This window comes from Cupriavidus sp. UME77, from assembly GCF_014170355.1.
GTDB classification, from domain to species: Bacteria; Pseudomonadota; Gammaproteobacteria; order Burkholderiales; family Burkholderiaceae; genus Cupriavidus; species Cupriavidus basilensis.
In genome coordinates this window covers 83,756-106,240 of record NZ_LZZU01000013.1, presented here as the reverse complement: position 1 = coordinate 106,240, position 22,485 = coordinate 83,756, and the positions used below count along the sequence as shown (strand labels likewise).

General features: G+C 66.7%; 20 protein-coding genes. 14 read left to right on the top strand and 6 right to left on the bottom strand.

The genetic code is table 11. The features are described 5' to 3' along the window. Positions 1–117: 117 nt before the first annotated feature. The gene (gene surE, locus A9975_RS06100) at positions 118–888 is read left to right on the top strand and encodes a 5'/3'-nucleotidase SurE (RefSeq protein ID WP_183031839.1); all 771 of its coding nucleotides are present in this window, start codon (positions 118–120) and stop codon (positions 886–888) included. 58 nt (positions 889–946) lie between these two features. Here the strand turns inward: surE and A9975_RS06095 are convergent, their stop codons facing one another. Both A9975_RS06095 and A9975_RS06090 read right to left on the bottom strand, forming a co-directional pair. Next, positions 947–1,375, bottom strand: a complete 429-nt coding sequence (locus A9975_RS06095) for a PIN domain-containing protein (RefSeq protein WP_183031838.1) — start codon at positions 1,373–1,375, stop codon at positions 947–949. Then, on the bottom strand, positions 1,362–1,595 hold the full coding sequence (locus A9975_RS06090) for an AbrB/MazE/SpoVT family DNA-binding domain-containing protein (RefSeq protein WP_174428675.1): 234 nt from the start codon (positions 1,593–1,595) through the stop codon (positions 1,362–1,364). Before A9975_RS06090 ends, A9975_RS06095 begins: the two co-directional genes overlap by 14 nt. Positions 1,596–1,802: 207 nt before the next feature. Between A9975_RS06090 and A9975_RS06085 the strand changes: the two genes are divergently transcribed. After that, positions 1,803–2,717, top strand: coding sequence for a LysR family transcriptional regulator (locus tag A9975_RS06085; RefSeq protein ID WP_183031837.1), 915 nt, complete (start codon positions 1,803–1,805; stop codon positions 2,715–2,717). A 27-nt stretch (positions 2,718–2,744) separates the two neighbouring features. Here A9975_RS06085 and A9975_RS06080 read toward each other — a convergent pair whose 3' ends face one another. After that, positions 2,745–4,286: a tripartite tricarboxylate transporter permease gene (locus A9975_RS06080; protein ID WP_174428673.1), complete on the bottom strand. Its 1,542-nt coding sequence runs from the start codon at positions 4,284–4,286 to the stop codon at positions 2,745–2,747. A 5-nt stretch (positions 4,287–4,291) separates the two neighbouring features. Continuing rightward, positions 4,292–4,774, bottom strand: coding sequence for a tripartite tricarboxylate transporter TctB family protein (locus A9975_RS06075; RefSeq protein WP_255503082.1), 483 nt, complete (start codon positions 4,772–4,774; stop codon positions 4,292–4,294). Positions 4,775–5,344: 570 nt separating this feature from the next. Between A9975_RS06075 and A9975_RS06070 the strand changes: the two genes are divergently transcribed. Further along, positions 5,345–6,427, top strand: a complete 1,083-nt coding sequence (locus A9975_RS06070) for a porin (RefSeq protein WP_174428760.1) — start codon at positions 5,345–5,347, stop codon at positions 6,425–6,427. A 102-nt stretch (positions 6,428–6,529) separates the two neighbouring features. Beyond that, positions 6,530–6,676 (top strand): hypothetical protein, encoded by a 147-nt coding sequence (locus A9975_RS06065; protein WP_183031836.1) that lies wholly within the window; start codon positions 6,530–6,532, stop codon positions 6,674–6,676. Positions 6,677–6,698: 22 nt separating this feature from the next. On the opposite strand, the gene A9975_RS06060 is transcribed toward A9975_RS06065, so the two are convergent. Further along, a complete protein-coding gene (locus tag A9975_RS06060; RefSeq protein ID WP_183031835.1) occupies positions 6,699–7,328 on the bottom strand; it encodes a LysE family translocator in 630 nt (209 codons plus the stop codon). Positions 7,329–7,460: 132 nt separating this feature from the next. On the opposite strand from A9975_RS06060, the gene A9975_RS06055 reads away from it, so the two are divergent. From A9975_RS06055 to mdtD, 7 genes are all read left to right on the top strand, one after another. Further along, the gene (locus tag A9975_RS06055) at positions 7,461–8,786 is read left to right on the top strand and encodes a PLP-dependent aminotransferase family protein (protein WP_183031834.1); all 1,326 of its coding nucleotides are present in this window, start codon (positions 7,461–7,463) and stop codon (positions 8,784–8,786) included. Between the two features lie 201 nt (positions 8,787–8,987). Further along, positions 8,988–9,293 carry a hypothetical protein gene (locus A9975_RS06050; protein ID WP_183031833.1) on the top strand — a complete coding sequence of 102 codons (306 nt, stop codon included), beginning with the start codon at positions 8,988–8,990 and terminating at the stop codon, positions 9,291–9,293. A 174-nt stretch (positions 9,294–9,467) separates the two neighbouring features. After that, positions 9,468–10,487 carry a helix-turn-helix domain-containing protein gene (locus tag A9975_RS06045; protein ID WP_183031832.1) on the top strand — a complete coding sequence of 340 codons (1,020 nt, stop codon included), beginning with the start codon at positions 9,468–9,470 and terminating at the stop codon, positions 10,485–10,487. A gap of 500 nt (positions 10,488–10,987) precedes the next feature. Then, positions 10,988–12,478 carry a phenylacetaldehyde dehydrogenase StyD gene (gene styD, locus A9975_RS06040; RefSeq protein ID WP_150991317.1) on the top strand — a complete coding sequence of 497 codons (1,491 nt, stop codon included), beginning with the start codon at positions 10,988–10,990 and terminating at the stop codon, positions 12,476–12,478. Positions 12,479–12,673: 195 nt separating this feature from the next. Next, positions 12,674–14,875 carry a PQQ-dependent dehydrogenase, methanol/ethanol family gene (locus A9975_RS06035; RefSeq protein ID WP_183031831.1) on the top strand — a complete coding sequence of 734 codons (2,202 nt, stop codon included), beginning with the start codon at positions 12,674–12,676 and terminating at the stop codon, positions 14,873–14,875. Between the two features lie 61 nt (positions 14,876–14,936). After that, on the top strand, positions 14,937–17,051 hold the full coding sequence (locus tag A9975_RS06030; RefSeq protein WP_370563989.1) for a TonB-dependent receptor family protein: 2,115 nt from the start codon (positions 14,937–14,939) through the stop codon (positions 17,049–17,051). Positions 17,052–17,162: 111 nt separating this feature from the next. Continuing rightward, the gene (gene mdtD / locus A9975_RS06025; RefSeq protein WP_255503081.1) at positions 17,163–18,599 is read left to right on the top strand and encodes a multidrug transporter subunit MdtD; all 1,437 of its coding nucleotides are present in this window, start codon (positions 17,163–17,165) and stop codon (positions 18,597–18,599) included. A gap of 7 nt (positions 18,600–18,606) precedes the next feature. Here mdtD and A9975_RS06020 read toward each other — a convergent pair whose 3' ends face one another. Then, a complete protein-coding gene (locus A9975_RS06020; protein ID WP_183031830.1) occupies positions 18,607–19,557 on the bottom strand; it encodes a LysR substrate-binding domain-containing protein in 951 nt (316 codons plus the stop codon). Between the two features lie 95 nt (positions 19,558–19,652). On the opposite strand from A9975_RS06020, the gene pcaH reads away from it, so the two are divergent. The 3 genes from pcaH to A9975_RS06005 all read left to right on the top strand — a co-directional run bounded on the left by pcaH (position 19,653) and on the right by A9975_RS06005 (position 22,444). After that, on the top strand, positions 19,653–20,378 hold the full coding sequence (gene pcaH, locus A9975_RS06015) for a protocatechuate 3,4-dioxygenase subunit beta (RefSeq protein WP_043355917.1): 726 nt from the start codon (positions 19,653–19,655) through the stop codon (positions 20,376–20,378). A gap of 3 nt (positions 20,379–20,381) precedes the next feature. Beyond that, a complete protein-coding gene (gene pcaG / locus A9975_RS06010) occupies positions 20,382–20,960 on the top strand; it encodes a protocatechuate 3,4-dioxygenase subunit alpha (protein WP_183031829.1) in 579 nt (192 codons plus the stop codon). Between the two features lie 107 nt (positions 20,961–21,067). Next, entirely contained in the window at positions 21,068–22,444 is a 1,377-nt protein-coding gene (locus A9975_RS06005; protein WP_183031828.1) for a 3-carboxy-cis,cis-muconate cycloisomerase, read from the top strand. Positions 22,445–22,485: the final 41 nt, after the last annotated feature.

The window sequence follows — 22,485 nt, the reverse complement described above, 5'->3', positions numbered from 1 at the left end:
TGGCCGAACCGCCACGGCTTCGGTTTATAGTCTGGCGCTGGCCCCGACTGCCATGCCGCACGCTGCGTGCCGCGCAAGGGCAGCCCGGCATTCGTCAACCTACGGTCCTCTATCACCATGTCCGAACCCTTATTGGAACGCGTACTCCTCACCAACGACGATGGCATCGACGCCCCCGGCCTGGCCGTGCTCGAAGCCGTAGCGGCAACGCTGGCGCGCGAGGTCTGGGTGGTCGCGCCCGAGCATGACCAGAGCGGCACCTCGCACTCCCTGAGCCTGCACGCGCCGCTGCGCATCAGCCAGCAAGGCGAACGCCGCTTCGGCGTGAGCGGCACCCCGGGCGACTGCGTCGTCATGGCCGCCCGGCACCTGATGGCCGACACCCCGCCGAGCCTGGTCCTGTCGGGCATCAACCGTGGCGCCAACCTCGGCCTAGAAACCGTGTTCTCCGGCACCGTCGGCGCCGCCATGACCGGCGTGCTGCTGGGCATCCCGGCCATTGCGCTGAGCCAGGCCTTCACCGATCGCAACGCGGTGCGCTGGGAAACGGCGCGCGCGCTGGCGCCCGGCGTGATCCGCCGCCTGCTTGCCGCCGGCTGGAACCGGCAGGCCTGCCTGAACGTCAACTTCCCCGATGTGGAGCCCGGGTCAGCCGGCCCGCTCACCGTCACCCGCCAGGGCGTCGGCCTCGTCAAGGATCTTGCCGTGCGGGCCCATGTCGACCCGCGCGGCATCCCGTATCACTGGCTGCAGTTCTCGCGCGGCCCGCAGCCGGACAACGACGACAGCGAGGCCGTGGTGGTCGGCCGGGGCGCCATTTCGGTGACGCCGCTGCGCTTCGAGCGCACCGACGAGGAGGCGGCCGCGGAGCTGGCGGGGCGTCTTTGAGGTAATGACCGGTGGTGCCGCCCGGGGGCGCGCCGGGTTAACCTATTGCGCGGCCCCCTCATGCCGCCCCAAGGGGCAGCCCTGCCGCAAACGGATTGCGAATATGCAATCCCTCTTCGATCAGCATCCCGTCCTGCATATCCTCGGAATACAGGATCTCGCAGTCGGACAGCAGCGCCGCCGCTACGATCATCGCATCGTAGACGCTGAAGCCGTAACGTTCGGCAATCTGCCTGCCTTTGTCATGTGTTTCCACTGTAAGCGGCTCCACTGGACACAGGGACTGAATCAGTCTCGCAACCTCGTTCACTTCTGGCCACGGCATAGCCAGCCTGCGGCGAGCCACGTTGGCGATTTCGTTCAAGACCTGCACGCTGATCCTGCCCCCGGCCTGGACGATGGCTTCGGCGCGATCCGCTTTTGCCGTGTCGGCGGACAACAGGTACAACAGTACGTTGCTATCGATAAACGCCCTACGCGCGGTCATTGATATCGTCCCGGTCAAATTTGAAATCTGCCGGCAGGCGCCCGCGGAACTGTCGCAGTTTCGCCAGATAGTCGGCGCTGCCGGGCTTCTTCCTGACCTGGAAAACCCGTTCGTCGGCGATCACGACTTCAATGTCGTCGCCTTCATGCAGCTCCAGCGCATCCACCACGGAGGCGGGCAGACGGATGGCCAGGCTATTTCCCCATTTGCTGACTTGCATGATGTGTTTCTCCCATGACACTCGAGGATGATATACGTTATGAAATGTATATCCTCGCGTGAGGGGCATCAAGGGGTAGTCAATTTTGAGACGCATTGTCCCTTTTTTCTGTCTTTTCGTGCGATGCGGCTAGAGCTGTCATTGTGGTGTGCACTCTGGCGTTTGATAATCTGCCATCACATGCCGATTCAATCAAACCAGATTTGAATGTACTCCCTAGACGACCTGAAACTCTTTGTCCGCACGGCCGAGCTTGAAAACCTCTCCGCGGCCGCGCGCGAACTGGGCCGGACCGCCGCCACCGCCAGCGCGGCCCTGATTCGCCTGGAGCAACGCCTGAGCGCGCGCCTGTTCGCCCGCACCACCCGCCGCGTGCGCCTGACCGAGGAGGGGCGGGTGTTCCTGGAGGCAGCGCGCAAGGCATTGGCGGCGCTGGAGGAGGGCGAGGGCGCACTGGCGGAGCAGCGGGAGGAACTGGCCGGGCCGCTACGGCTATCGGCGCCCGCCGACCTCGGGCGCGCCTTGCTGCGTGGCTGGCTGGACGATTTCCTGGCGGCGCATCCGCAGCTTTCGCTCGAGTTGTCCATCGGCGATACGCTTGCCGACCTGTATCGCAGCAATGTCGACCTGGCGGTGCGGGTGGGCTGGCTGGAGGATTCGGGGCTGGTGCGCCGGCAGCTTGCGCTGACGCGCCGCGTGGCGGTGGCCGCGCCGGCGTACCTGGCGCGTTGCGGCACGCCCGCGTCGCCCGAGGCGCTGGCGCAGCACCAGCTGCTATGCCTCGCGCCGGGCGGGCAGGCGCGCATGCGCTGGCCGTTTCGCTCGCGCCAGTCCCGGCTGGAGGTGGAGGCGAACGGGCGGCGCACCAGCGATGATGGCGCGGTGGTGCGCGACTGGGCGCTGGCGGGCCATGGCATCGCTTTCAAAAGCTGGTTCGATGTCGCGGCCGACGTCAGCGCCGGCCGCCTGGTGCTGCTGTTTCCCGAGTGGTACCAGGACAGCGTGCCGCTGCAGCTGGTGTTCCTGCAGAGCCGGTTTCCGTCTTACCGGCAGCGCCGCCTGATCGAGTTCCTGCAGGCGCGTTTCGCGGCGTTCGACGCGGACTATCCTTTCCCGGCGTAGCCGCGTCGGTGCAGGCTTGCGTCGTGGCTACTCGTTGACGGCAAGCTCGCCGCCGGCAAGCACGGCCCCTTTGCCCGCACCGCGGCTGGCTCGCCACGCAGAGTACGTGACACCGGTCAGCAGCAGGGCTGAGAGCACGACGAAGACGCAACTGATGGGGCGATGCACGAACACCATCATGTCGCCGCGCGACAGCAGCAGCGAGCGGCGGAAGTTCTCTTCCACCATCGGCCCGAGCACGAAGCCAAGCAGGATGGGCGCAACAGAGAACCCGAGCCACATGAGCACCGCGCCGATCACGCCGAACGCCAGTACTTCCCAGATCTCGAACAGGCTGTTCTGCGTGCTGAACACGCCGACCACGATGAAGAACATGGCCGAGGGGAACAGGTAGCGGTAGGGCACCTGCAGCAGCTTGACCCACACGCCGATCAGCGGGACGTTCAGCACGATCAGCAGCAGGTTGCCAATCCAGAAGCTGGCGATCAGGCCCCAGAAGATGTCGGGGTGATCGCTGATCAGCTGCGGCCCCGGGGCGATGCCCTGGATCATCAGCGCGCCAAGGATCAGCGCCATCACGGCGTCGCCCGGAATGCCCAGGCTCATGGTGGGGATGAAATCGACCTGCGTCTTGGAGTGCGCGGAGGCTTCCGGCCCTGCGACACCCGCGATCATGCCCGTGCCGAACTTCTCCGGCGTCTTGGAGATCTTGCGCTCCAGGGCATAGGCGACGAAGGTCGTGATGGTGGGGCCGGTCCCGGGCATGGCGCCGAACACGGTGCCTACCGCGGTGCCCCGTACCATGGGCCAGAAGGCGGTCTTGAGCTCGGCCAGGCTGGGCCGCATGTCGCGGATGCGCAGCTTGGCCTTGCTGGCGATCACGCTCATCCGGTTGACATTGAGCAGGAAGTCCGCCACGCCAAACAGGCCCATGGCGATGGCGACCAGTTCCAGCCCGTCGCTAAGCTCGGGGATGTTCATCGCCAGGCGGAAGGTGCCGCTGTTCACGTCGGTGCCGACACAGCCGCAGATCAGGCCGAACAGCGTCATCGCCACGCCTTTCAACGGGGACCCGCGCGACATGGTGGAGCCTGCCAGCAAGCCCAGCAGCATGATCGAGAAGATCTCGGTTGGGCCAAACTTGAACGAAATCTCGGTGAGCAGCGGCGAGGCGAAGATCATCACGATGATGCCCACCGATGCGGCGAAGAATGAGCAGATCATGGTGATGCCCAGCGCCGTGCCGCCCTTGCCGGCGCGCGTCATTGGATAGCCGTCCAGGCAGGTGACCGCATGCGGCGGGTGCGAGGGCAGGTTGAGCAGGATCGCGCCGATGGCGCCGCCATATTGCGAGCCATAGAAGATCCCCGCCAGCATCAGGATGGCGGGTACCGGGTGCATGGCATAGGTCAGCGGCAGCAGGATGGAAATGGCCGACAGCGCGCCCATGCCGGGCAGCACGCCAATCAGGTTTCCCATCAGCACGCCGAAGAAGGACCACATCAGGTTGGAACCCTGGAAGGCAACGCCAAAGCCGAACCAGAGATCATGCAGAGCGTTCGCGGTCATGATGTTCAGACCCCCCAGGCAAACAGCGGCAGCTGCAACTGCAGCGCCCACCAGAACACAACCGTGGCGATGACGCACATCGCCAGTGCCAGGATGGCGGCTTGCTTCGCGGTATTGCTCCGGTCGCCCAGCGCCGAGATGAACACGATGGCGAAGGTGGCGGGGATCAGGCCGCCATATTTGCCCAGCAGCAAGAAGGCGAGCACGCCCAGGATGATGCAGGCACAGCCGCGCAGATCCGGCAGCCCGGCGCCATGCCCGTGCCCGGATGCCTGGGCTTGCGCCGGTGGCTCCTTGCGCGCCGAGATGGCGATGAGCACGCCGACGATCGCCAGTAGCGCGCCTACCGCTGCCGGGAAGAACCCGGGCCCCATGTGGCTCAGGGTGCCGGTGCGATATTGCAGGCCGGCCACTAGCGTGGCGAGCCCGATCAGCGTCATGAGCCCGCCGCCGTAATAGTCCTTCTTGAAACGCGAGGGGGTGTTCATTGCAAGTCCCCTCTGGTCCGGCTACCCGATCGGTAGCGTGCGTTGGTGTGTCGATGCATGAGGTGGTCTCTCCGTCTCCTGTTTTTACGCCCTTGCCTTGCCGCGACTTCATCGCGGGCGTGAGCGGGTGTCGAGACTGTAGGAACGGCATCTTCCAAACGGCTTTCCGACGGCTTGCAATCGGCTTTCGGGACAGAGATGTTGAAGAGAATTTCTCGTGGCTACGCGTAATCCCTAGCGCTGAAAATCCATGGGGCAGGGAACTTCCGCGGCGGATCTCAAGCCATGTAGCGGCCAAGTGGTGCACTGCTCACCCGCTGTCGGCGACCCGCGGAAATCCATTTGCATCACGTTGTGCTATATCCAGCCGGATCGCTGCAGCGTGAGGCGTGCCTGGATGATTGCAATTGCAGTCATGCAGACATGTAGCCATGCAAAGCGACATCAAGCTTTCACAAAAGACCTGGACAATGCGGTCTGCCGCCACGGGTGCGGTTCATGGCGTCTATCGCATGGTTGCCCGCGGCTGGCGGAAGACTGCCTCATCCATCCATAAGACAGAGAAAATCAGTGAAGAAAGCTCTCCTTGCAATGACTGCCGCGGCTGCTGCCGCAGCCTCCGGCGCAGCGTTCGCCCAAACCTCCTCGTCCAGCGTCACGCTGTACGGCATTGCCGACGTCGGCATCGAAGTCATCAACCACATGCCTGCCACCGGTTCCGCGGGTGGCACCGTTACCCGCATGAACTCCGGCAACCTGTCGGGATCGCGCTGGGGCCTGCGCGGCAGCGAAGACCTGGGCGGTGGCCTGAAGGGTATCTTCGTGCTGGAAAGCGGCTTTGATATCGATACCGGCGCCTCGGGCCAGGGCAACCGCCTGTTCGGCCGCCAGTCGTACGTGGGCCTGCAGGGCAATTTCGGCGCCGTGACGCTGGGTCGCCAGCAAAACTCGCTGTACGACCTGTTCGGCGCCTATGACCCGATGGCCGTCGGCCCGCGCTACTCGCTCAACAGCGTCGACTCGCTGTTCAACGGCCGTGCCGACAACGCCTTCAAGTACACGGGCAAGTTCGGCGGCCTGACGGCTACCGGCTTCTACAGCACCGGGCGCGATGCCACGGTGACCAACGGCAGCGAAGTGCCGGGCGCAAGCAAGGTGGGGCGCAACTACGGCGCGGGCCTGGCCTACGCGGTGGGTGGCTTCTCCGTTGGCGCCGCGTACGACCAGTTCCAGGGTTCGTCGGTGGCTCTGCAGGATCGCACCGCCAAGCGCGCGGCCATCGGCACGTCCTATGCCTTTGGCGATGCCAAGGTGTTTGCCGGCTACCGCTGGCTGCGTGACGACGGCACGGCCAGCGCCACGGCCACCGTCACCCGCAGCAATGTGTACTGGGCAGGCGCGCAGTACAAGTTCACGCCTGCATTCCAGCTGACCGGCGCGGCGTACTACACCGACCTGAAGAACAGCGGCGCGGATTCGTGGATGTACGTGCTGTCGGGCGACTACTCGCTGTCCAAGCGCACCGACGCCTACGTGAACATCGGCTACGTGAAGAACAAGTCGGGCTCCACCCTGGGCCTGAACGGTGCCGGCACGGCACTGCCGGGCGCGAACCAGACCGGCGCCACCGTCGGCGTGCGTCACCGCTTCTAAGCCGCATCTAAGCTGCATCTAAGCCGCATCTGAGCGGCAACTGAGCGGCAACTGAGCAGCAACTGAGCAGCAACTGAGCAGCACCCGGGCGGCATCCTGCGCATGGAGGATGCCGCCAACAATCATATCGACCTTGCTTTTGCGCGAGGATCGCTTGGCCGGTCAGATCGACCGGCCTTTTTTCTCTTCTTCGCCGAACCGCGTGAAGTGAGCAAGGCCGCCGCCGCCATGGACGCGCTCCACCTTTGACATCATCACGTGATGTCGCCGGCTAGGACACCCTCGGCATGGCAAGCAGCCTCAGCGCCAGCAGCGCTAGCACCACGGCAAGCCCATATTTCTGGAGCACGGCGGCACGCGGGTTGCGGCTCAGGAACCGCCGTGCCGACCCGCCAGCCGCGCCCAGCAGGCCGTGGAACACCGTGCTGATCGCCGTCAGCACGCAGCCCAGGACAATCAGCTGCCGGGCCACGTTGCCCTTGCCCGGGTCCACGAACTGCGGCAGGAAGACCATGAAGAACAGCAACGCTTTCGGATTCAGCAAGCTGTTCAGCGTAGAGCGGAAAAACACTGATTTCAACGAGGTCTGCCGGGTCACCGCGCCCAGCGGCAGCAGCGGGCGGCGCAGCGCTTTCCAGGCCATCCACAGCAGGTACAGGGCCCCCGCATAGCGGATCAGGCCGAAAGCCGGGGGCCACGCGGCAATCACGGCGGTGATGCCGGTTGCCGTCAGGATGGTCAGCACGAGGTCCGCCGCGGCAATGCCGAGCGCGGCCGCCGCGCCGCCGCCGAGGCCGTAGGTGACGCCGTGCGCCATGACGAAGGCCATGTTTGGCCCGGGTGACAGCAGCAGCACCATCACGGCCGCGGCGAACACCGACAAGGTAGCGAATTCGATCATGCCCAGGTTTCCAGAAAGCTCCGCAGAGCCCTTTACGTTGTCGAGGCTGGTAGCGTAATCTTTGTGCCTGATACAAACAAAAAATTGTTCTAGATACAAAGAACGATCCGATGAAGGCGCGCAGGCCAAGGCATGATCCCAGCCCGGTACAAAACCATCATGGACGAGATCGCGGGGCGCATCCGCGAGGGGGTGCTGCCGCCAGGCACGCAATTGCCGACCGTTCGCGCCTTGATGAAGCAGCATGGCATCGCCCTGGCCACCGCATCGCGCATCTACCGGGAGCTGGAAACCATCGGGCTGGTCGTCGGCGAGACCGGCCGCGGTACTTTTGTGCGCGACACCTCGCTGCCGCGCGGCCTGGGCCTGGAGCAGCACCCGGTGCGTTTCGGCGCGGTCGATCTCACCTTCAACTATCCGTCCTTGCCCGGCCAGGCCGACATGCTGCGCGACGGCCTGCGCACCATCGCGGCCTCGGGGGACCTCGACGCGCTGCTGCATTCGGCGCCCCAGGGCGGGCGGGCGCACGAGCGGCAGACCGCGGCCAGGCATCTGCGCAACCGGGGCATCCGGGTGGGCGGCGAGCAGGTGCTCATCGTCAATGGCGCGCAGCAGGGCCTCGCCGTGGCGGTCATGGGGCTGCTCAAGCCGGGCGATGTCCTGGCCGTGGACGCGCTGACCTATCCCGGCATGAAACGGCTCGCACAGACGCACCGTCTTGACCTGGAGGCGGTGCCGCACACGGTAGACGGCATGGACCTGGAGCATCTGGCAGCGCTATGCAAACGGCGTCCGGTGCGCGCCGTCTACGCCATGCCAACGATGCACAATCCACTGGGCACGGTGATGGCTGAGCCATCCCGGGTCCGGCTTGCCGAGCTTGCCGGGAAGCATGATTTCCTGGTCATCGAGGATGGCGCCTATGCCTTCCTGGCCGAGCCGGCACCCAAGCCGGTCTTTACCTACGCGCCTGAACGCACGGTTTATGTCTCGGGGCTGTCCAAGAGCGTCGCGTCCGGCTTGCGCGTGGGCTTTGTCGCCGCGCCCCTTGCGCTGGTGCCCGCGCTGGAGGGTGCGATCCGCGTCTCGACCTGGAACACGCCCACGCTGACCGTGGCGCTGGGTTGCCATTGGATCGAGGCCGGACTGGTCGACGAGCTCGAGGACCGCAAGCGCAAGGACGCGCGGCTGCGGCAAAGCCTGGCGCGCCGCGTGCTGCGCGGTTGCGATGTCAAAGCGCATCGCGCTTCCTACTATCTCTGGCTGACCTTGCCGGAAGACCTGCGCGCGGACCGCGTCGCCGCCGGCCTGGAGCGCGAAGGCGTCCTGGTGACGACGGCCCAGCCGTTTGCCGCCACGCCAAGCGTGCCGCATGCGCTGCGCCTGGCGATCGGCTCCATCTCGCATGGAGCGCTGGAGGACGCGTTGGTCAAAGTGCGCCGGGCGGTGCTCGGCTAGCGGGATAGCTTTCTCCAACCGTGATTCCAACGGTGCCGGTCAACGGTGCCGGTCTATAGTGCAACTGGGGGGCGACGCGGTGGCGTGGCCCCTCAAAAAAGGTAGCACATGGGTGGGGCGGGGGGCCAGCCGCCGCGTGCAGCGGGGCGGTCCGCCCTTGCGACACCTGCGGCCAATGTCCCACGTTCAAGGAGCAGCATCATGTTGATAGCCAGGTGGCAGATCGATGCCCGTTTCGGGCACAAGCAAGAAGTCATCGAGCGCCTGCAGGCATGGGCGCGCGAGATCGCCCCGCAAGCCGGCCTCGTCACCGGACGCTTGCTGACCGGCTCGATCGGCGCGCTCGAGGCCACGGTGGTCCACGACTGGGAAGTGAGCAACCTCGGCGAACTGGATAGCGCCTGGGCCCGGCTCGTGTCGATACCTGCCCACGCGCAATGGGGCAAGGAGCTCGAACCGTTCGTCGTCTCCGGCACCGCGCGCTGGGAAATCTACCGCGTGGTCTGATATCGAAAGTGATGCTGGCTTCGCACGTTTGCCGCCACGCTGGCCGGCGCGCCTGCGTGATTGTTCCCATTGTCGGCTCACGGGCTTTCCATTAGGCTTTGCAACCACCTTCGAGGCCTCCGGCGCGTTCCCCCGCATGTTGCCCAGACACCGCCGGCTACTGGAGATGTCCTGATGCCCGCAGCGCAGCACCTGCAGCAGACGCCGGCGCGGTTGACCACCGTGACCTTCGATCAATGGCGCGAAGCCATCGACACCAGTTTCCTGCCGCTCGATTATTCGCGCCAGACACGCGGGGGCTTTCATTGCCACGTCAGCTACGCGCGTTTCGGCGCCAGCGCGGTGGCGGACATGGATGTCGACGCGCACCGTGTTGCTCGCGAGTCCAGGCACGTGGCGGCATCCGACGCGGGCTTCTTCAAGATCTTCTGGCAGCTCAGCGGGCGCAGCCGCGTGGCGCAGCGCGGCAACGAGGCCTCGCTGGAGCCGGGCATGTGGTCGATCTACGATACCGCGCAGCCCTATAGCATCGAGATGGCCGACCGCTGCCGGGTGCTGGTGCTGCTGGTGCCGCAGGAACGCGCCTTCGGCTGGCGCCAGGCAGCGACCAGCCTGGGGGGCCGGGCGCTGCGCGGGGAGGGCGCGGCGCGCATCGCGCTGTCGGCGCTGGGCGCCATGCTGCATGACACCTGCGCGGGGCACCTGCTGGATCATCAGGGGCAGATCGTGCTGCAGGATTCCGTGGTCTCGTTGATGGAGACGGCGCTGCAAGGCGCCGGCACGCCGCCGCCGGCGGCCCTTGGCGATGGCGCGGACGCTGCCGTGGCGCGGCATCTTGGCGAAGCGCGCATGAGCCGGCTTGCCGAGTTCATCGATGCGCATCTGCATGATCCGGAGCTTTCGGCGCAACGGCTGGCGGCAGTGCTGAACGTGTCGCGCCGCACGTTGTACAACCTGTTTCGTGAGTCCGGGCAGACCCCGCATGCCTATATCCTGTCGCGCCGGTTGCGGCAGGCGGCGGCGCGGCTGGCGGGCAGTGGCGATGCCGGGCGCAGCATTACCGAGATTGCTTTTGCGCTGGGGTTTGGCGATGCGGCGCATTTCAGCCGGGTTTTCCATGAGCGGTTCGGGATGAGTCCGACGCAGTGGCGGCTGCAGAATGCGGGGGGCGGGGGGATTGTTTTGCGGCATTAGATTGGGGGATGGGGGGCTTTGCTGCGAATGCAACCGTATTTGCAACTGATTGACTTCAACGTCAAAGGCAACTGCAGTTTCACCACCCCTGCGGGGCGGCGACCTACTTTCTTGTCTTGCCAAGAAAGTAGGCAAAGAAGGCGCGCCGGATGGGGCGACTACCCCTCGTGATCCATACGGCCTTGGCACACCTACACGGCTCGCTTCGCATCGCGCTTGGGTGATTCCCGCCCCTTCGGGCGGGAATCACGGCTACACCAGTTGGTTGATCTTGCCGCTGGTTGGCTCCCCTCTCCCACTTGTGGGAGAGCGACCGGGGCAGAGGGCGGGCGCGCATTGTGGCGTTGTGGTGCCAAGGGCCATTGGCTTCAACTTTAGCCTTTCCAAGGCTTTGCACGCATCGACAAGCTTTGTGCACGGCCAGACAAGCCATGATCAGGCCGTGGTGTTAACTTCGATCTCCATAACCAGGCACCAGCCAAGACCAACCGGAGACGAAGATGAATGCACCCAAGGAAGCCCGCAGCGGCCTGAACCAGGCCATCCGCAATGCCATGCTGATCGACGGCGAGTGGCGCCAGGCCGAGTCCGGCGAGACCTTCGCCGTGTTCGATCCCGCCACCGGCGAGGAGATCGCGCGCGTGCCCGCGGGCGGCGCGGCGGATATCGATGCGGCGGTGGCCGCGGCCGGGCGCGCCTTTGCCGGCGGCACGTGGCGCGCCATGATGCCGGCCCAGCGCGAGCGCCTGCTGCTCAAGCTAGCCGATCTGGTCGAGCAGCACGGCGACGAACTGGCCCGGCTTGAAACCCTCAACAACGGCAAGCTGCTGGCGTTCTCGCAAGGCCTGGAGGTGGGCGGCAGCGCGCAATGGCTGCGCTACATGGCCGGCTGGGCCACCAAGATCGAAGGCAGCACGCTGGACGTATCGGTACCGTTCCCCCCCGGCACGCGCTATAGCGCCATGACCCGGCGCTCGCCGGTGGGCGTGGTGGGCGCCATCGTGCCGTGGAATTTCCCCTTGCTGATGGCGGTCTGGAAGATCGCTCCGGCCCTGGCCTGCGGCTGCACCGTGGTGCTCAAGCCGGCCGAGGAAACGCCACTCACCGCGCTGCGGCTGGCCGAGCTGGCGCTGGAAGCGGGCTTCCCGCCGGGCGTGCTGAACGTGGTGACCGGCGACGGCGTGCCCGGCGCGGCGCTGGTGGCGCATCCCGGCGTCAACAAGATTACCTTCACCGGTTCCACCGAAGTCGGGCGCCTGATCGGTGCGCGCTGCGGCCAGGATATCCGCCGCGTGTCGCTGGAGCTCGGCGGCAAGAGCCCGGTCATCGTGCTGGACGACTGCGATCCCGCGCACGCCATCCAGGGCGCGGCCGGCGCCATCTTCCTCAACCAGGGCCAGGTCTGCACGGCCGGCTCGCGCCTGTACGTGGCGCGCCGCCACTATGACCAGGTGGTCGAGGGGCTGGGCAAGGTGGCCAATGCCACGGTGCTGGGCTCCGGGCTCGATCCCGCCAGCCAGATGGGGCCGCTGGTGTCGTCGCGTCACCGCGACAAGGTCATGGGGCTGATCGGCACCGGGCGCAGCGAAGGCGCGGAGATCGTCGCGGGCGGCACTGCGCTGGACCGCCCCGGCTATTTCGTGCGGCCAACCGTGGTGGCCAACGCCGCATGCAAGGACCTGACGCTGGTGCGCGAGGAAGTCTTCGGCCCGGTGGTGGTGGCCATGCCGTTTGACGACCCCGAGGCCGTGCTGGCCGAGGCCAACCGGTCCGAGTACGGCCTGGGCGCCAGCATCTGGAGCAATGACCTGCGCGCGGTGCAGCGGCTGGTCGATGGCCTGGATGCCGGCACGGTCTGGGTCAATACACACAACATCGTGGATCCCAACATGCCTTTTGGTGGATACAAGGCCTCCGGGGTCGGGCGCGAGCATGGCCGCTCCGCCATCGAGGCCTATACCGAGATCAAGTCGGTCTGCATGGCTTACTGAGCGGCATCGCCGCGCGTGGTGGGGGAGTTCGCTCTGCGGGTAATCCCGAGTGTGTAAAACCTACCCCTGCGGCCATTCTTAGAGCTGCTGCAATCCGGTGGCGCGACGGGCGATGTCCGTCGCGCCATTGGCCAGCCGCTGGCATAGAACCAGCCTGGCTTCCCCCCAAGAAGAAGCAAAAAAAGAGGAGACACAATGAGCCAAGAACCCGAGCGGGTTTTCTCCTGCTGGCCGCGCGTTGCGCAGCGCGCTGGCAATCATGCAGGCCTGTCACGCAAGGTGGCAGTGCTGGTAGCTGGGCTGGCGGCGTTCTCGCTGGCGGCGGCGCAGGCCAAGCCGCCGGCCAAGGTGGCCAGCGCCGATCACATCCGTAGCGTCACCCGAAGCGTCGACGGCGCCTTCATCGAAGGCAACGCCGCCAAGACACCCGACTGGCCCAGCTACGGCCTGGACTACGCGGAAACCCGCTTCAGCCGGCTCTCGCAGATCAATGCCGACAACGTGAAGGACCTCGGGCTGGCCTGGTCCTACGATCTCGAATCCACGCGCGGGGTGGAAGCCACGCCGCTGGTGGTCAACGGCATCATGTACGTCAGCGCGTCGTGGAGCGTGGTGCATGCCATCGACACCCGCAGCGGCAAGCGCATCTGGACCTTCGACCCGAAGGTCGACAAGTCGATCGGCTACAAGGGCTGCTGCGACGTCGTCAATCGTGGCGTGGCGCTGTACCAGGGCAAGGTCTTTGTCGCTTCCTATGATGGCCGCCTGATCGCGCTCGATGCCGGCACCGGCCGCAAGCTGTGGGAGAAGGACACCATCATCGACCGCACCCACTCGTACACCATCACCGGCGCGCCGCGGGTGTTCAAGGGCAAGGTCATCATCGGCAACGGCGGTGCGGAGTACGGCGTGCGCGGCTATATCACCGCCTACGATGCCGGCACCGGCGAGCAGAAATGGCGCTGGTTCACCGTGCCCGGCGACCCCAGCAAGCCGTTCGAGGACGAGTCGATGGCCAAGGCGGCCAAGACCTGGGACCCGGCCGGCAAGTACTGGGAAGCCGGAGGCGGCGGCACCGCCTGGGACACGCTGGCCTTCGACCCCGAGCTCAACCTGATGTACGTGGGCACCGGCAACGGCTCGCCCTGGTCGCGCAGCAAGCGCAGCCCGGCCGGCGGCGACAACCTTTACCTGGCCTCCATCGTCGCGCTGGATCCGGATACCGGCAAATACGTCTGGCACTACCAGGAGACGCCCGGCGACAACTGGGACTACACCTCCACCCAGCCCATGATCCTGGCCGACCTGAACATTGGCGGCAAGGCGCGCAAGGTCATCCTGCACGCGCCCAAGAACGGCTTCTTCTTCGTCATCGACCGCACCAACGGCCAGTTCATCTCGGCCAAGAACTTCGTCGATGTGAACTGGGCCAGCGGCTATGACCAGAACGGCCGCCCGATCGAGCTGCCGGAGGCACGCGCCACCGACAAGCCTTATGACGCCATCCCCGGGCCCTACGGTGCGCACAACTGGCATCCGATGTCGTTCAACCCGCAGACCGGCCTGGTCTACCTGCCCGCGCAGCATGTGCCGCTCAACCTGATGGACGACAAGAACTGGACGTTCAACGGCAAGCAGCCCGGCCAGCCGCACGGCAACGTAGGATGGAACACGGCGAAGTTCCTCAATGCCGAACCGCCCACCAGCCAGCCCTTCGGGCGCCTGATCGCCTGGGACCCGGTGCAGCAAAAGGCCGTCTGGACGCAGGAGCAGGTCTCGCCGTGGAACGGCGGCACGCTCACCACCGCCGGCAACCTCGTGTTCCAGGGCACGGCCGATGGCCGCTTCATCGCCTACAACGCCACCACCGGCGCGAAGCTGTGGGAATCGCCCACGGGCACCGGCGTGATCGCGGCGCCCGTGAGCTATCTGGTGGACGGCAAGCAGTACGTGTCCGTCGCCGTCGGCTGGGGTGGCGTCTATGGGCAGGCCCAGCGCGCCACCGAGCGGCAGGGGCCGGGCACGGTCTACACCTTCGCGGTTGGCGGCAAGGCGCCGATGCCCGCGTTCGTGCAGTACCGCGCGGGTGAACTGCTGTCAGGCGTGAAGTACGACCCGGCCAACGTCGCGGCCGGCACGGCGCTCTACGTCAGCAACTGCGTGCTCTGCCATGGCGTGCCGGGCGTGGATCGCGGCGGCAATATTCCCAACCTCGGCTATATGAATACCGCCTATATTCAAAATCTCGACAAGTTCATCTTCAAGGGTCCCGCCATGGCGCGCGGCATGCCGGACTTCACCGGCAAGCTGAGCGCGGACGATGTCGAGAAGATCAAGGCGTTTATCCAGGGCACCGCCGACGCCATCCGGCCCAAGGCCCAGGCAATGGCCAAGTAGCGACCGGGCGGGCCGCCCGCACGGCAGCAAAGGAAGTCATCAACAAACTCAGGGCAGGGATATGGCAGGCAACAAGGGCGGTGGGCGAAGCAGGAATCCGGTTTCCGCAGAGGCTTCGCACCGCCTGTGCTGCCTGGCGGCGGCGATGCTTGCCGCCGCGCCCGGCGCGGCTTTGGCCGAGGAAACGCTGCCGGACGTGGTGGTGAGCGTCAGCCGCGCCGAGCAAAAGCGCTTTGACGCGCCGGCCGCGATCGACAGCGTTCCCGTCGATTCGCTGAGCACGCCCAGCCCATTGATCAACCTGTCCGAGCTGCTGCCGCTCGTGCCCGGCGTGGCCGCGCGCGAGCGGCAGAATTACGCGCAAGACTTGCAGCTGGCGGTGCGCGGCTTTGGCAGCCGCTCCACGTTCGGTGTGCGTGGCGTGCGGCTGTTTGTGGACGGCATTCCCGCCACCATGCCGGACGGGCAGGGCCAGGCCTCCACCGCCGATCTCACCAACGCCAGCCGCATCGAGGTGTTGCGCGGCCCCTTTGCCCAGCTCTATGGCAATGCGTCGGGCGGTGTCGTGCAGATTTTCACGCCCGATCCGCCCAAGGCGCCGATGGCACGTGCCACCAGCGGATTCGGCTCCGACGGGCAATGGATGGCCGGCGTGACGGTAGGCGGCGGCAACGACAAGATCGGCGGCGTGCTGGATGCATGGACATTCGAGACCGACGGCTACCGCGACCACAGCGCGGCCCGGCGCCGCCAGCTCAACGCCAAGGTGGTGGCGGAGCCGGTCACCGGCACCCGCGTCACGCTGTTGTTCAACGCCTTCGACCAGCCCCAGGCGCAGGACCCGCTCGGCCTCACGCGTGCCCAGGCCGACGCCAACCCGCGCCAGGCCGTGCCGCTGGCCGCGCAGTTCAATACCGGCAAGACCGTGCGGCAGAACCAGGGCGGCGTGCTGGTGGAGCAACGGCTAAGCGAACAGGACAACCTTGAATTCCGCCTCTATGGCGGCACCCGCGAGCTCACCCAGTACCTGGGCTTCAGCGGCATCGCGCCCTCGTCGGCGGGCGGCATCGTGGATATCGACAGATCCTACGGCGGCGGTGCGATGTCATGGCATCACAACACCACGGTAGGAGGACTGCCTTTGCTATGGAGTGCCGGCTTGGACGCCGACGGCATGCGCGATGCGCGCACCGGCTTCGTGAACCAGAACGGCACGCAGGGCGCGCTGCGCCGCGACGAAACCGACAAGGCCGGCAGCCTGGGCGCCTTCGCCCAGTTCGACTGGACCTGGAATCCCTCCTGGCGGCTGGTCGGCGGCGTGCGGGCCAGCCAGGTCAAGCTGCGCATCGACGATCACTACATCACCGCCGCCAGCCCCGACGACAGCGGCACCGCCACCTACAACAACGTCAGCCCGGTGCTCGGCGTGGTCTGGCAGGCGGTGGAGTCGCTCAATGTCTACGCCAACCTTGGCCGCGGCTTCGAAACCCCGACGCTGACCGAAGTCGCCTACGGCCCCGGCGGCGTCGGCACCAACCTCGGGCTGCAGCCCTCCACCAGCCGCCAGGGCGAGATCGGCGTCAAATGGCAAGGCAAAGGGCAACGGCTGGAAGCCGCGGTGTTCGATGCCGGCAGCCACAACGAGATCGTGCCGCTGTCCAACGACAACGGCCGCTCCGTCTACCAGAACGTCAACGGCGTGCACCGCCGCGGACTGGAACTGGGATGGCGCGGCACCTACGGCCCCGGCGAGCGCTATGGCACCGGCCTGGCCTACACCTGGCTCGACGCCTACTTTGGCGATGCCTTTCGCAATGCGCAGGGCGCAACGGTAGCCTCTGGCAACCGCCTGCCCGGCACCGCTCGCCACAGCCTGTTCGCCGAGGCCACCTACAAGCCGGTGGGCGACCTCACGCTGGGCGTGGAGATGCGCCTGGAAGGGCGCGTGTTCGCCGACGACCTCAACACGCAATATGCGCCGGGCTACGCCACCTTCAACCTGCGCGCCGGCTATAACTTCCGCGTGGGGCGCATGCGCTGGTATGCCTATGGGCGTATCGACAATATTGCCGACCGGCATTACATCGGCTCGGTGATCGTGAACGAGAGCAATGGCCGGTATTTCGAGCCGGCGCCGGGGCGGCGGTTTTTTGTCGGGCTGCGCGCGGAGATCTGAAGGCGGGCGGCATGCATGCCATGCTGTCCGGATGTCGTCGGCACCGGGCCCGTGGTCGCTGGTTTACACTATCCAGACAGCTGCCACAGCGCCGCTCTACGCCCACATTCCATGCAAGACACCACTCCGCTCGCCACCGACGACCGCACCCGCAGGATCATGCTGTGGGTGGTCGCCATCGGTTTCTTCATGCAGACGCTGGATTCCACGATCGTCAACACGGCATTGCCTTCGATGGCCAAGAGCCTGGGGGAGAGCCCGCTGCGGATGCAGTCGGTGATCATTGCCTACTCGCTGACCATGGCGGTGATCATTCCGGCGTCGGGCTGGCTGGCGGACCGTTTTGGTACCCGCACCATCTTCCAGACGGCCATCTTGCTGTTTGTCGCTGGCTCGCTGGCTTGCGCCTATTCCAACAGCCTGACCTGGCTGGTGGTCTCGCGGGTGGTCCAGGGCGTGGGGGGCGCGATGTTGCTGCCCGTGGGGCGGCTGGCGGTGCTGCGCACGTTCCCGCGCGACCAGTACTTGCAGGCGCTCAGCTTTGTGGCGATTCCGGGCATGGTGGGACCGCTGATCGGGCCGACGCTGGGGGGCTGGCTGACCCAGACCTTTTCCTGGCACTGGATCTTCCTGATCAATGTACCGGTGGGGCTGCTGGGGGGGCTGGCCACCATGCGCTACATGCCCAACGCGCGCCTGCACGGGGTGGCGCAGTTCGACCTGAGCGGCTACCTGTTGCTCGCGATCTCGATGCTGACGATCTCGTTTTCGCTGGATGGCCTGGCGGAGCTTGGCTTCGAGCATGCCACCGTGCTGATGCTGCTGATCGCCAGCATGGCTTCGCTCACGGCTTATGTCCTGCATGCCTCGCGGCGGCGGCGCCCGCTGTTTGCACTGCGGCTGTTTCGCATCCATACCTTCAGCGTGGGGCTGCTGGGCAACCTGTTTGCGCGCATCGGCAACGGCGCCATGCCGTTCCTGATCCCGCTGACGCTGCAGGTCAGCCTGGGTTACTCGCCGTTCCAGGCGGGCATGATGATGCTGCCGATCACGGCGGCGGGCATGGCGTCCAAGCGGCTCGCCACTAGGCTGATCGAGCGTCATGGCTATCGCAAGGTGCTGGTCACCAATACCTTCCTCGTGGGGCTGGCGATGGCGTCGTTCGCGCTGATCTCGCCCACCCAGCCGCTGGCGCTGGTACTGGTGCAGCTGGCGCTGTTCGGGATGGTCAATTCGATCCAGTTCACCGCCATGAACACGGTCACGCTGAAGGACCTCGGCACGGCCGGGGCTAGCGGCGGCAACAGCCTGCTGTCGATGGTGCAGATGCTGTCGATGAGCCTGGCGGTGACCTCGGCCGGCGCGTTGCTGGCGACCTTCCAGGGCACCTTCGGGCGGCACGGCGCCACCAGCGCGCTGCCGGCGTTCCATGCCACGTTTATCTGCGTGGGGCTGATTACCTCGGCTTCTGCATGGATCTTCCTGCAACTGTCGCCGGACGTGGCCCGTCCGGCCGGCAAGGGCGTCGAGGACGCCACGGAGATGTAGCCGCCGGCTATGCCCTGGTTTTGCCAGCCAGCCCGTGCGAGCGTGCCGCGGCGCGCTCGCGCAGGTCCTGCACAAAGGCCTCGGCGGCAGCGCCGAGCTCGCGCCCGCCCTGGCGCAACAGCCCGACCGGTTCCTCGCTGCCTTGGCCGGAGATGGGCAGCAGCACCAGCTCGCCGCTTTCCAGCGCCTGGCGCATGGCGCAGCGCGGCGCCAGCCAGATGGCGTCGGATTTCAGGGCGACCAGTTGGCCCAGGTAAGCGTCCGAGGTTTCCAGCACACCCGGCGGCAGCATGAAGCCGTGCCGGGCCAGCAGGCTCTCGGCGCTGTGCCGTGGCGCCGAGCCTTGCGCGGGGACCACCAACTGGCAAGCCATGATCTCCGCCAGGGAAGGGGGCGCTTTCGCCAGCGCGTGGCCCTTGCGCACGGCGAGCAGCAGTGGCTCCGCGTCCAGCATTTCAAACCAGAGTCCCTCCATCACCGTCGGATTGTCCATGCGGCCGATGGCGATATCGAGCACGTCGGCCTTCAGCCAGTCGATCAGCGTGCGGTTCATGCCCGTCTGCACCGCCAGGCCCACGTCCGGATGCGTGCGGCGAAAGGCCAGCACGGCTTCCTGCAGCAGGTCGGGCACGACGCTGGGCAGGGCGCCGACGCGGATGTGCGCAAGGCCGTCGGCTTCCGCGCCGGTCACGCTGACCGCGGCTTCGTCCAGGTCCTCCAGCACGCGCAGGGCGTGGCGCAGGAATCGCTGGCCCAGCTCGGTCAGCTCGGTGCCCGCCCGGCCGCGGGCCAGCAAACGTGCGCCAAGCAGCGCTTCCAGCTCGGTCAGGGTCTTGGAGACGGCGGGTTGGCTGAGGCCCAGCTGCTCCCCGGCCTGGCCCAGGTGCTGGGTTTGCGCCACGGCCACGAAGCAATGCAGGTGGCGCAGGCGGACACGGTTGCGGAAGGTCGGTTGCATATCTAAAAGTTATGCAAATAGTCAAAAAACTCAATATACATGCGCCGTGACTGCAAATAAAGTAATGAAAATTCCACCCCACGGAGACACCTATCATGGCCGACTCGCCTATCAAGCTGCCGCCAGGGCTGGCGCAATATCGCCGCCACTACTGGGACACCCAGCCGGAATACCGCTTTGACCCCTACGGTTCCACGGCGCTGCGCTCGCCCAACGAGCCGCTGGTGGCGCTGAACCAGACCCTGTCCGAGGTCACCGGCCCGCTGTTCGGCGCCGAGTTCGTGCGCAACGGCGACAGCGACCTCACCGCCGGCCACGCCGGCGAACCCATCGGTGAGCGCATCCTGGTCAGCGGCCGCGTGCTCGACGAAAACGGCCGTCCGGTGCCGAACGCGCTGATCGAGGTCTGGCAGGCCAATGCCGCCGGCCGCTACGTGCACAAGCGGGACCAGCACGACGCGCCACTCGACCCTAATTTCACCGGCGAAGGCCGCGCGGTGACCGACGCGCAGGGCCGTTACCAGTTCAAGACCATCAAGCCTGGCGCCTATCCCTGGCGCAACCACCACAACGCCTGGCGGCCGCAGCATATCCATTTCTCGTTGTTCGGCAACGCCTATGCCACGCGGCTGGTGACGCAGATGTATTTCCCGGGCGACCCGCTGCTCGCCTTCGATCCCATCTTCAATTGCGTGCCTGACGCCAAGGCGCGTGATCGCCTGGTGTCCACCTTCGACTGGGAAACCACGGTCCCCGAGTACGCGCTCGGCTACCGTTTCGATATCGTGCTGCGTGGCCGCGATGCCACGCCGATGGAGTAAGCCATGTTGTACGCCACCGCATCCCAGACCGTTGGACCCTACCTGCATATCGGCCTGTCCGGCCTTGACCGCGCCGACCTGACCGCCGAGGCGAGCGAACTGACGGGCGAGCGCATCGTGATCGAAGGCCGCGTGATCGACGGCAAGGGCGATCCCGTGCCTGACGGCATGGTCGAAATCTGGCAAGCCAACCCGGCCGGCCGCTACCGCCACCCCGACGATGCGCGCGACGGCGCCGAGACGGCGCTGGTGCCCGGCTTCACCGGTTTTGGCCGGCTGCCGACCGGGTCCGACGGCAGCTTTCGCTTCGTCACCGTCAAGCCGGGCCCCGTGCCCGGCCCCGACGGCCAGCCGCAGGCGCCGCATATCGTCGTCTCGCTGTTCATGCGAGGCCTGCTCAAGCACTTGTCCACGCGCCTATACTTCCCGGACGAAGCGCAGGCCAACGCACGCGACTGGGCGTTGTCGCAGGTGCCCGCCGCGCGCCGCCACACGCTGGTGGCGCAGCAGGCAGGCGCAGGCAGGCTGCAATGGCAGGTAGTGCTGCAAGGCCAGGACGAGACGGTCTTCTTCGACATCTGATCCCGCGCGCAGCCATTGCCAGCGCGCCCGCGCTGAACCAGGCCCCGGCGCCGGACCCATCGTGGCCCGGCGCTGGGGTTTTTCCATGCTGATGCGAACCTGTTTCGATGCCGACTTCATCCCGACTGACCGACCCGATGTTCGGCAGCGCCGCCACGCTGGCCGCTTTCTCCGATACGGCAACCGTGCAGCGCATGCTCGATTTTGAAGCCGCGCTGGCGCGCGCCGAAGCCAGCTGCGGGGTCATCCCCGCGGACGCCGCCGAGGCGATCGCCGCCACCTGCCGCGCCGGCGAGATCGACTTCGATGCGCTGGCCGCCGCCGCCATGGCAGGCGGCAACCTTGCCATTCCGCTGGTCAAGCAACTCACCGCCCGCGTGGCCTTGCGCGACGCGCAAGCCGCGCGCTACGTGCACTGGGGCGCCACCAGCCAGGACGCGATCGACACCGGCATGGTGCTGCAATTGCGTGAAGCCTTGCAGGCGGTCGACGCCGATCTCAAGGCCCTTGGCCATGCCTGCGCGGCGCTCGCCACGCAGCACCGCGACACCCCAATGGTGGCGCGCACCTGGCTGCAGCACGCGCTGCCCACCACCTTTGGCCTCAAGGCCGCCGGCTGGCTCGATGCCCTGCGCCGCGACCTGCGCCGCCTCGACGCCGCGCGCACGCAGGCCGCCACGCTGCAATTCGGCGGCGCCGCCGGCACGCTGGCCAGTCTGGGCGCCGCGGCGCCGGCAGTGGCAACGGCGCTTGGCCGCGCGCTCTCGCTCGCGGTGGCGCCCACGCCCTGGCATGCCTACCGGGACCGTATGGTCGAGGTAGCCACCACGCTCGGCATGCTCACCGGCACGCTGGGCAAGATCGCCCGCGACGTGTCGCTGATGATGCAAACGGAAGTCGCCGAGGTCGCGGAGCCCACCGGCCCCGGGCGCGGCGGCTCCAGCACCATGCCGCACAAGCGCAACCCGGTCGGCTGCGCCGCCGTGCTCACCGCCGCCGTGCGCGTGCCGCCGCTGGTGGCGACCATGCTGGCCGGCATGGTGCAGGAGCACGAGCGCGCGCTGGGCGGCTGGCAGGCGGAATGGGACACCTTGCCGCAAATCGTCACGCTGGCAGCAGGGGCATTGCGGCAGATGCTGGAAGTGGTGGGAGGATTGCAGGTGGATGCCGCGCGCATGCGCGCCAACCTGGGTGTGACGCACGGGCTGATCCTGGCGGAAGCCGCCATGCTGGAGCTCGGCGGCAAGATTGGCCGGCTGCCCGCGCATCACCTGGTAGAAGGCGCCTGCCGGCGGGCCGTGGCCGAAGGCACGACATTGCGCGAAGCCCTGGGCGCGACGCTGGCCGAGGACGCAGCGCATGCGGGGTTGATGGATGCCGCGGCGCTGGACCGGGTTTGCGATCCGGCCAATTACGCCGGGCAGGCGGCGGGATTCGTCGATGCGGTCCTGGCGGCCTGGCGGCAGGAAGCTGGCGAGCATTGAGCGCCCCGGGGACCCAGCCACAGGCGTTTGAAGAACACACC

Coding starts and splice junctions, on each gene's coding strand:
- surE (WP_183031839.1), top strand. CDS start 118: ATGTCCGAACCCTTATTGGAACGCGTACTCCTCACCAACGACGATGGC.
- A9975_RS06095 (WP_183031838.1), bottom strand. CDS start 1,375: ATGACCGCGCGTAGGGCGTTTATCGATAGCAACGTACTGTTGTACCTG.
- A9975_RS06090 (WP_174428675.1), bottom strand. CDS start 1,595: ATGCAAGTCAGCAAATGGGGAAATAGCCTGGCCATCCGTCTGCCCGCC.
- A9975_RS06085 (WP_183031837.1), top strand. CDS start 1,803: ATGTACTCCCTAGACGACCTGAAACTCTTTGTCCGCACGGCCGAGCTT.
- A9975_RS06080 (WP_174428673.1), bottom strand. CDS start 4,286: ATGACCGCGAACGCTCTGCATGATCTCTGGTTCGGCTTTGGCGTTGCC.
- A9975_RS06075 (WP_255503082.1), bottom strand. CDS start 4,774: ATGAACACCCCCTCGCGTTTCAAGAAGGACTATTACGGCGGCGGGCTC.
- A9975_RS06065 (WP_183031836.1), top strand. CDS start 6,530: ATGGAGGATGCCGCCAACAATCATATCGACCTTGCTTTTGCGCGAGGA.
- A9975_RS06060 (WP_183031835.1), bottom strand. CDS start 7,328: ATGATCGAATTCGCTACCTTGTCGGTGTTCGCCGCGGCCGTGATGGTG.
- A9975_RS06055 (WP_183031834.1), top strand. CDS start 7,461: ATGATCCCAGCCCGGTACAAAACCATCATGGACGAGATCGCGGGGCGC.
- A9975_RS06050 (WP_183031833.1), top strand. CDS start 8,988: ATGTTGATAGCCAGGTGGCAGATCGATGCCCGTTTCGGGCACAAGCAA.
- A9975_RS06045 (WP_183031832.1), top strand. CDS start 9,468: ATGCCCGCAGCGCAGCACCTGCAGCAGACGCCGGCGCGGTTGACCACC.
- styD (WP_150991317.1), top strand. CDS start 10,988: ATGAATGCACCCAAGGAAGCCCGCAGCGGCCTGAACCAGGCCATCCGC.
- A9975_RS06035 (WP_183031831.1), top strand. CDS start 12,674: ATGAGCCAAGAACCCGAGCGGGTTTTCTCCTGCTGGCCGCGCGTTGCG.
- A9975_RS06030 (WP_370563989.1), top strand. CDS start 14,937: ATGGCAGGCAACAAGGGCGGTGGGCGAAGCAGGAATCCGGTTTCCGCA.
- mdtD (WP_255503081.1), top strand. CDS start 17,163: ATGCAAGACACCACTCCGCTCGCCACCGACGACCGCACCCGCAGGATC.
- A9975_RS06020 (WP_183031830.1), bottom strand. CDS start 19,557: ATGCAACCGACCTTCCGCAACCGTGTCCGCCTGCGCCACCTGCATTGC.
- pcaH (WP_043355917.1), top strand. CDS start 19,653: ATGGCCGACTCGCCTATCAAGCTGCCGCCAGGGCTGGCGCAATATCGC.
- pcaG (WP_183031829.1), top strand. CDS start 20,382: ATGTTGTACGCCACCGCATCCCAGACCGTTGGACCCTACCTGCATATC.
- A9975_RS06005 (WP_183031828.1), top strand. CDS start 21,068: ATGCCGACTTCATCCCGACTGACCGACCCGATGTTCGGCAGCGCCGCC.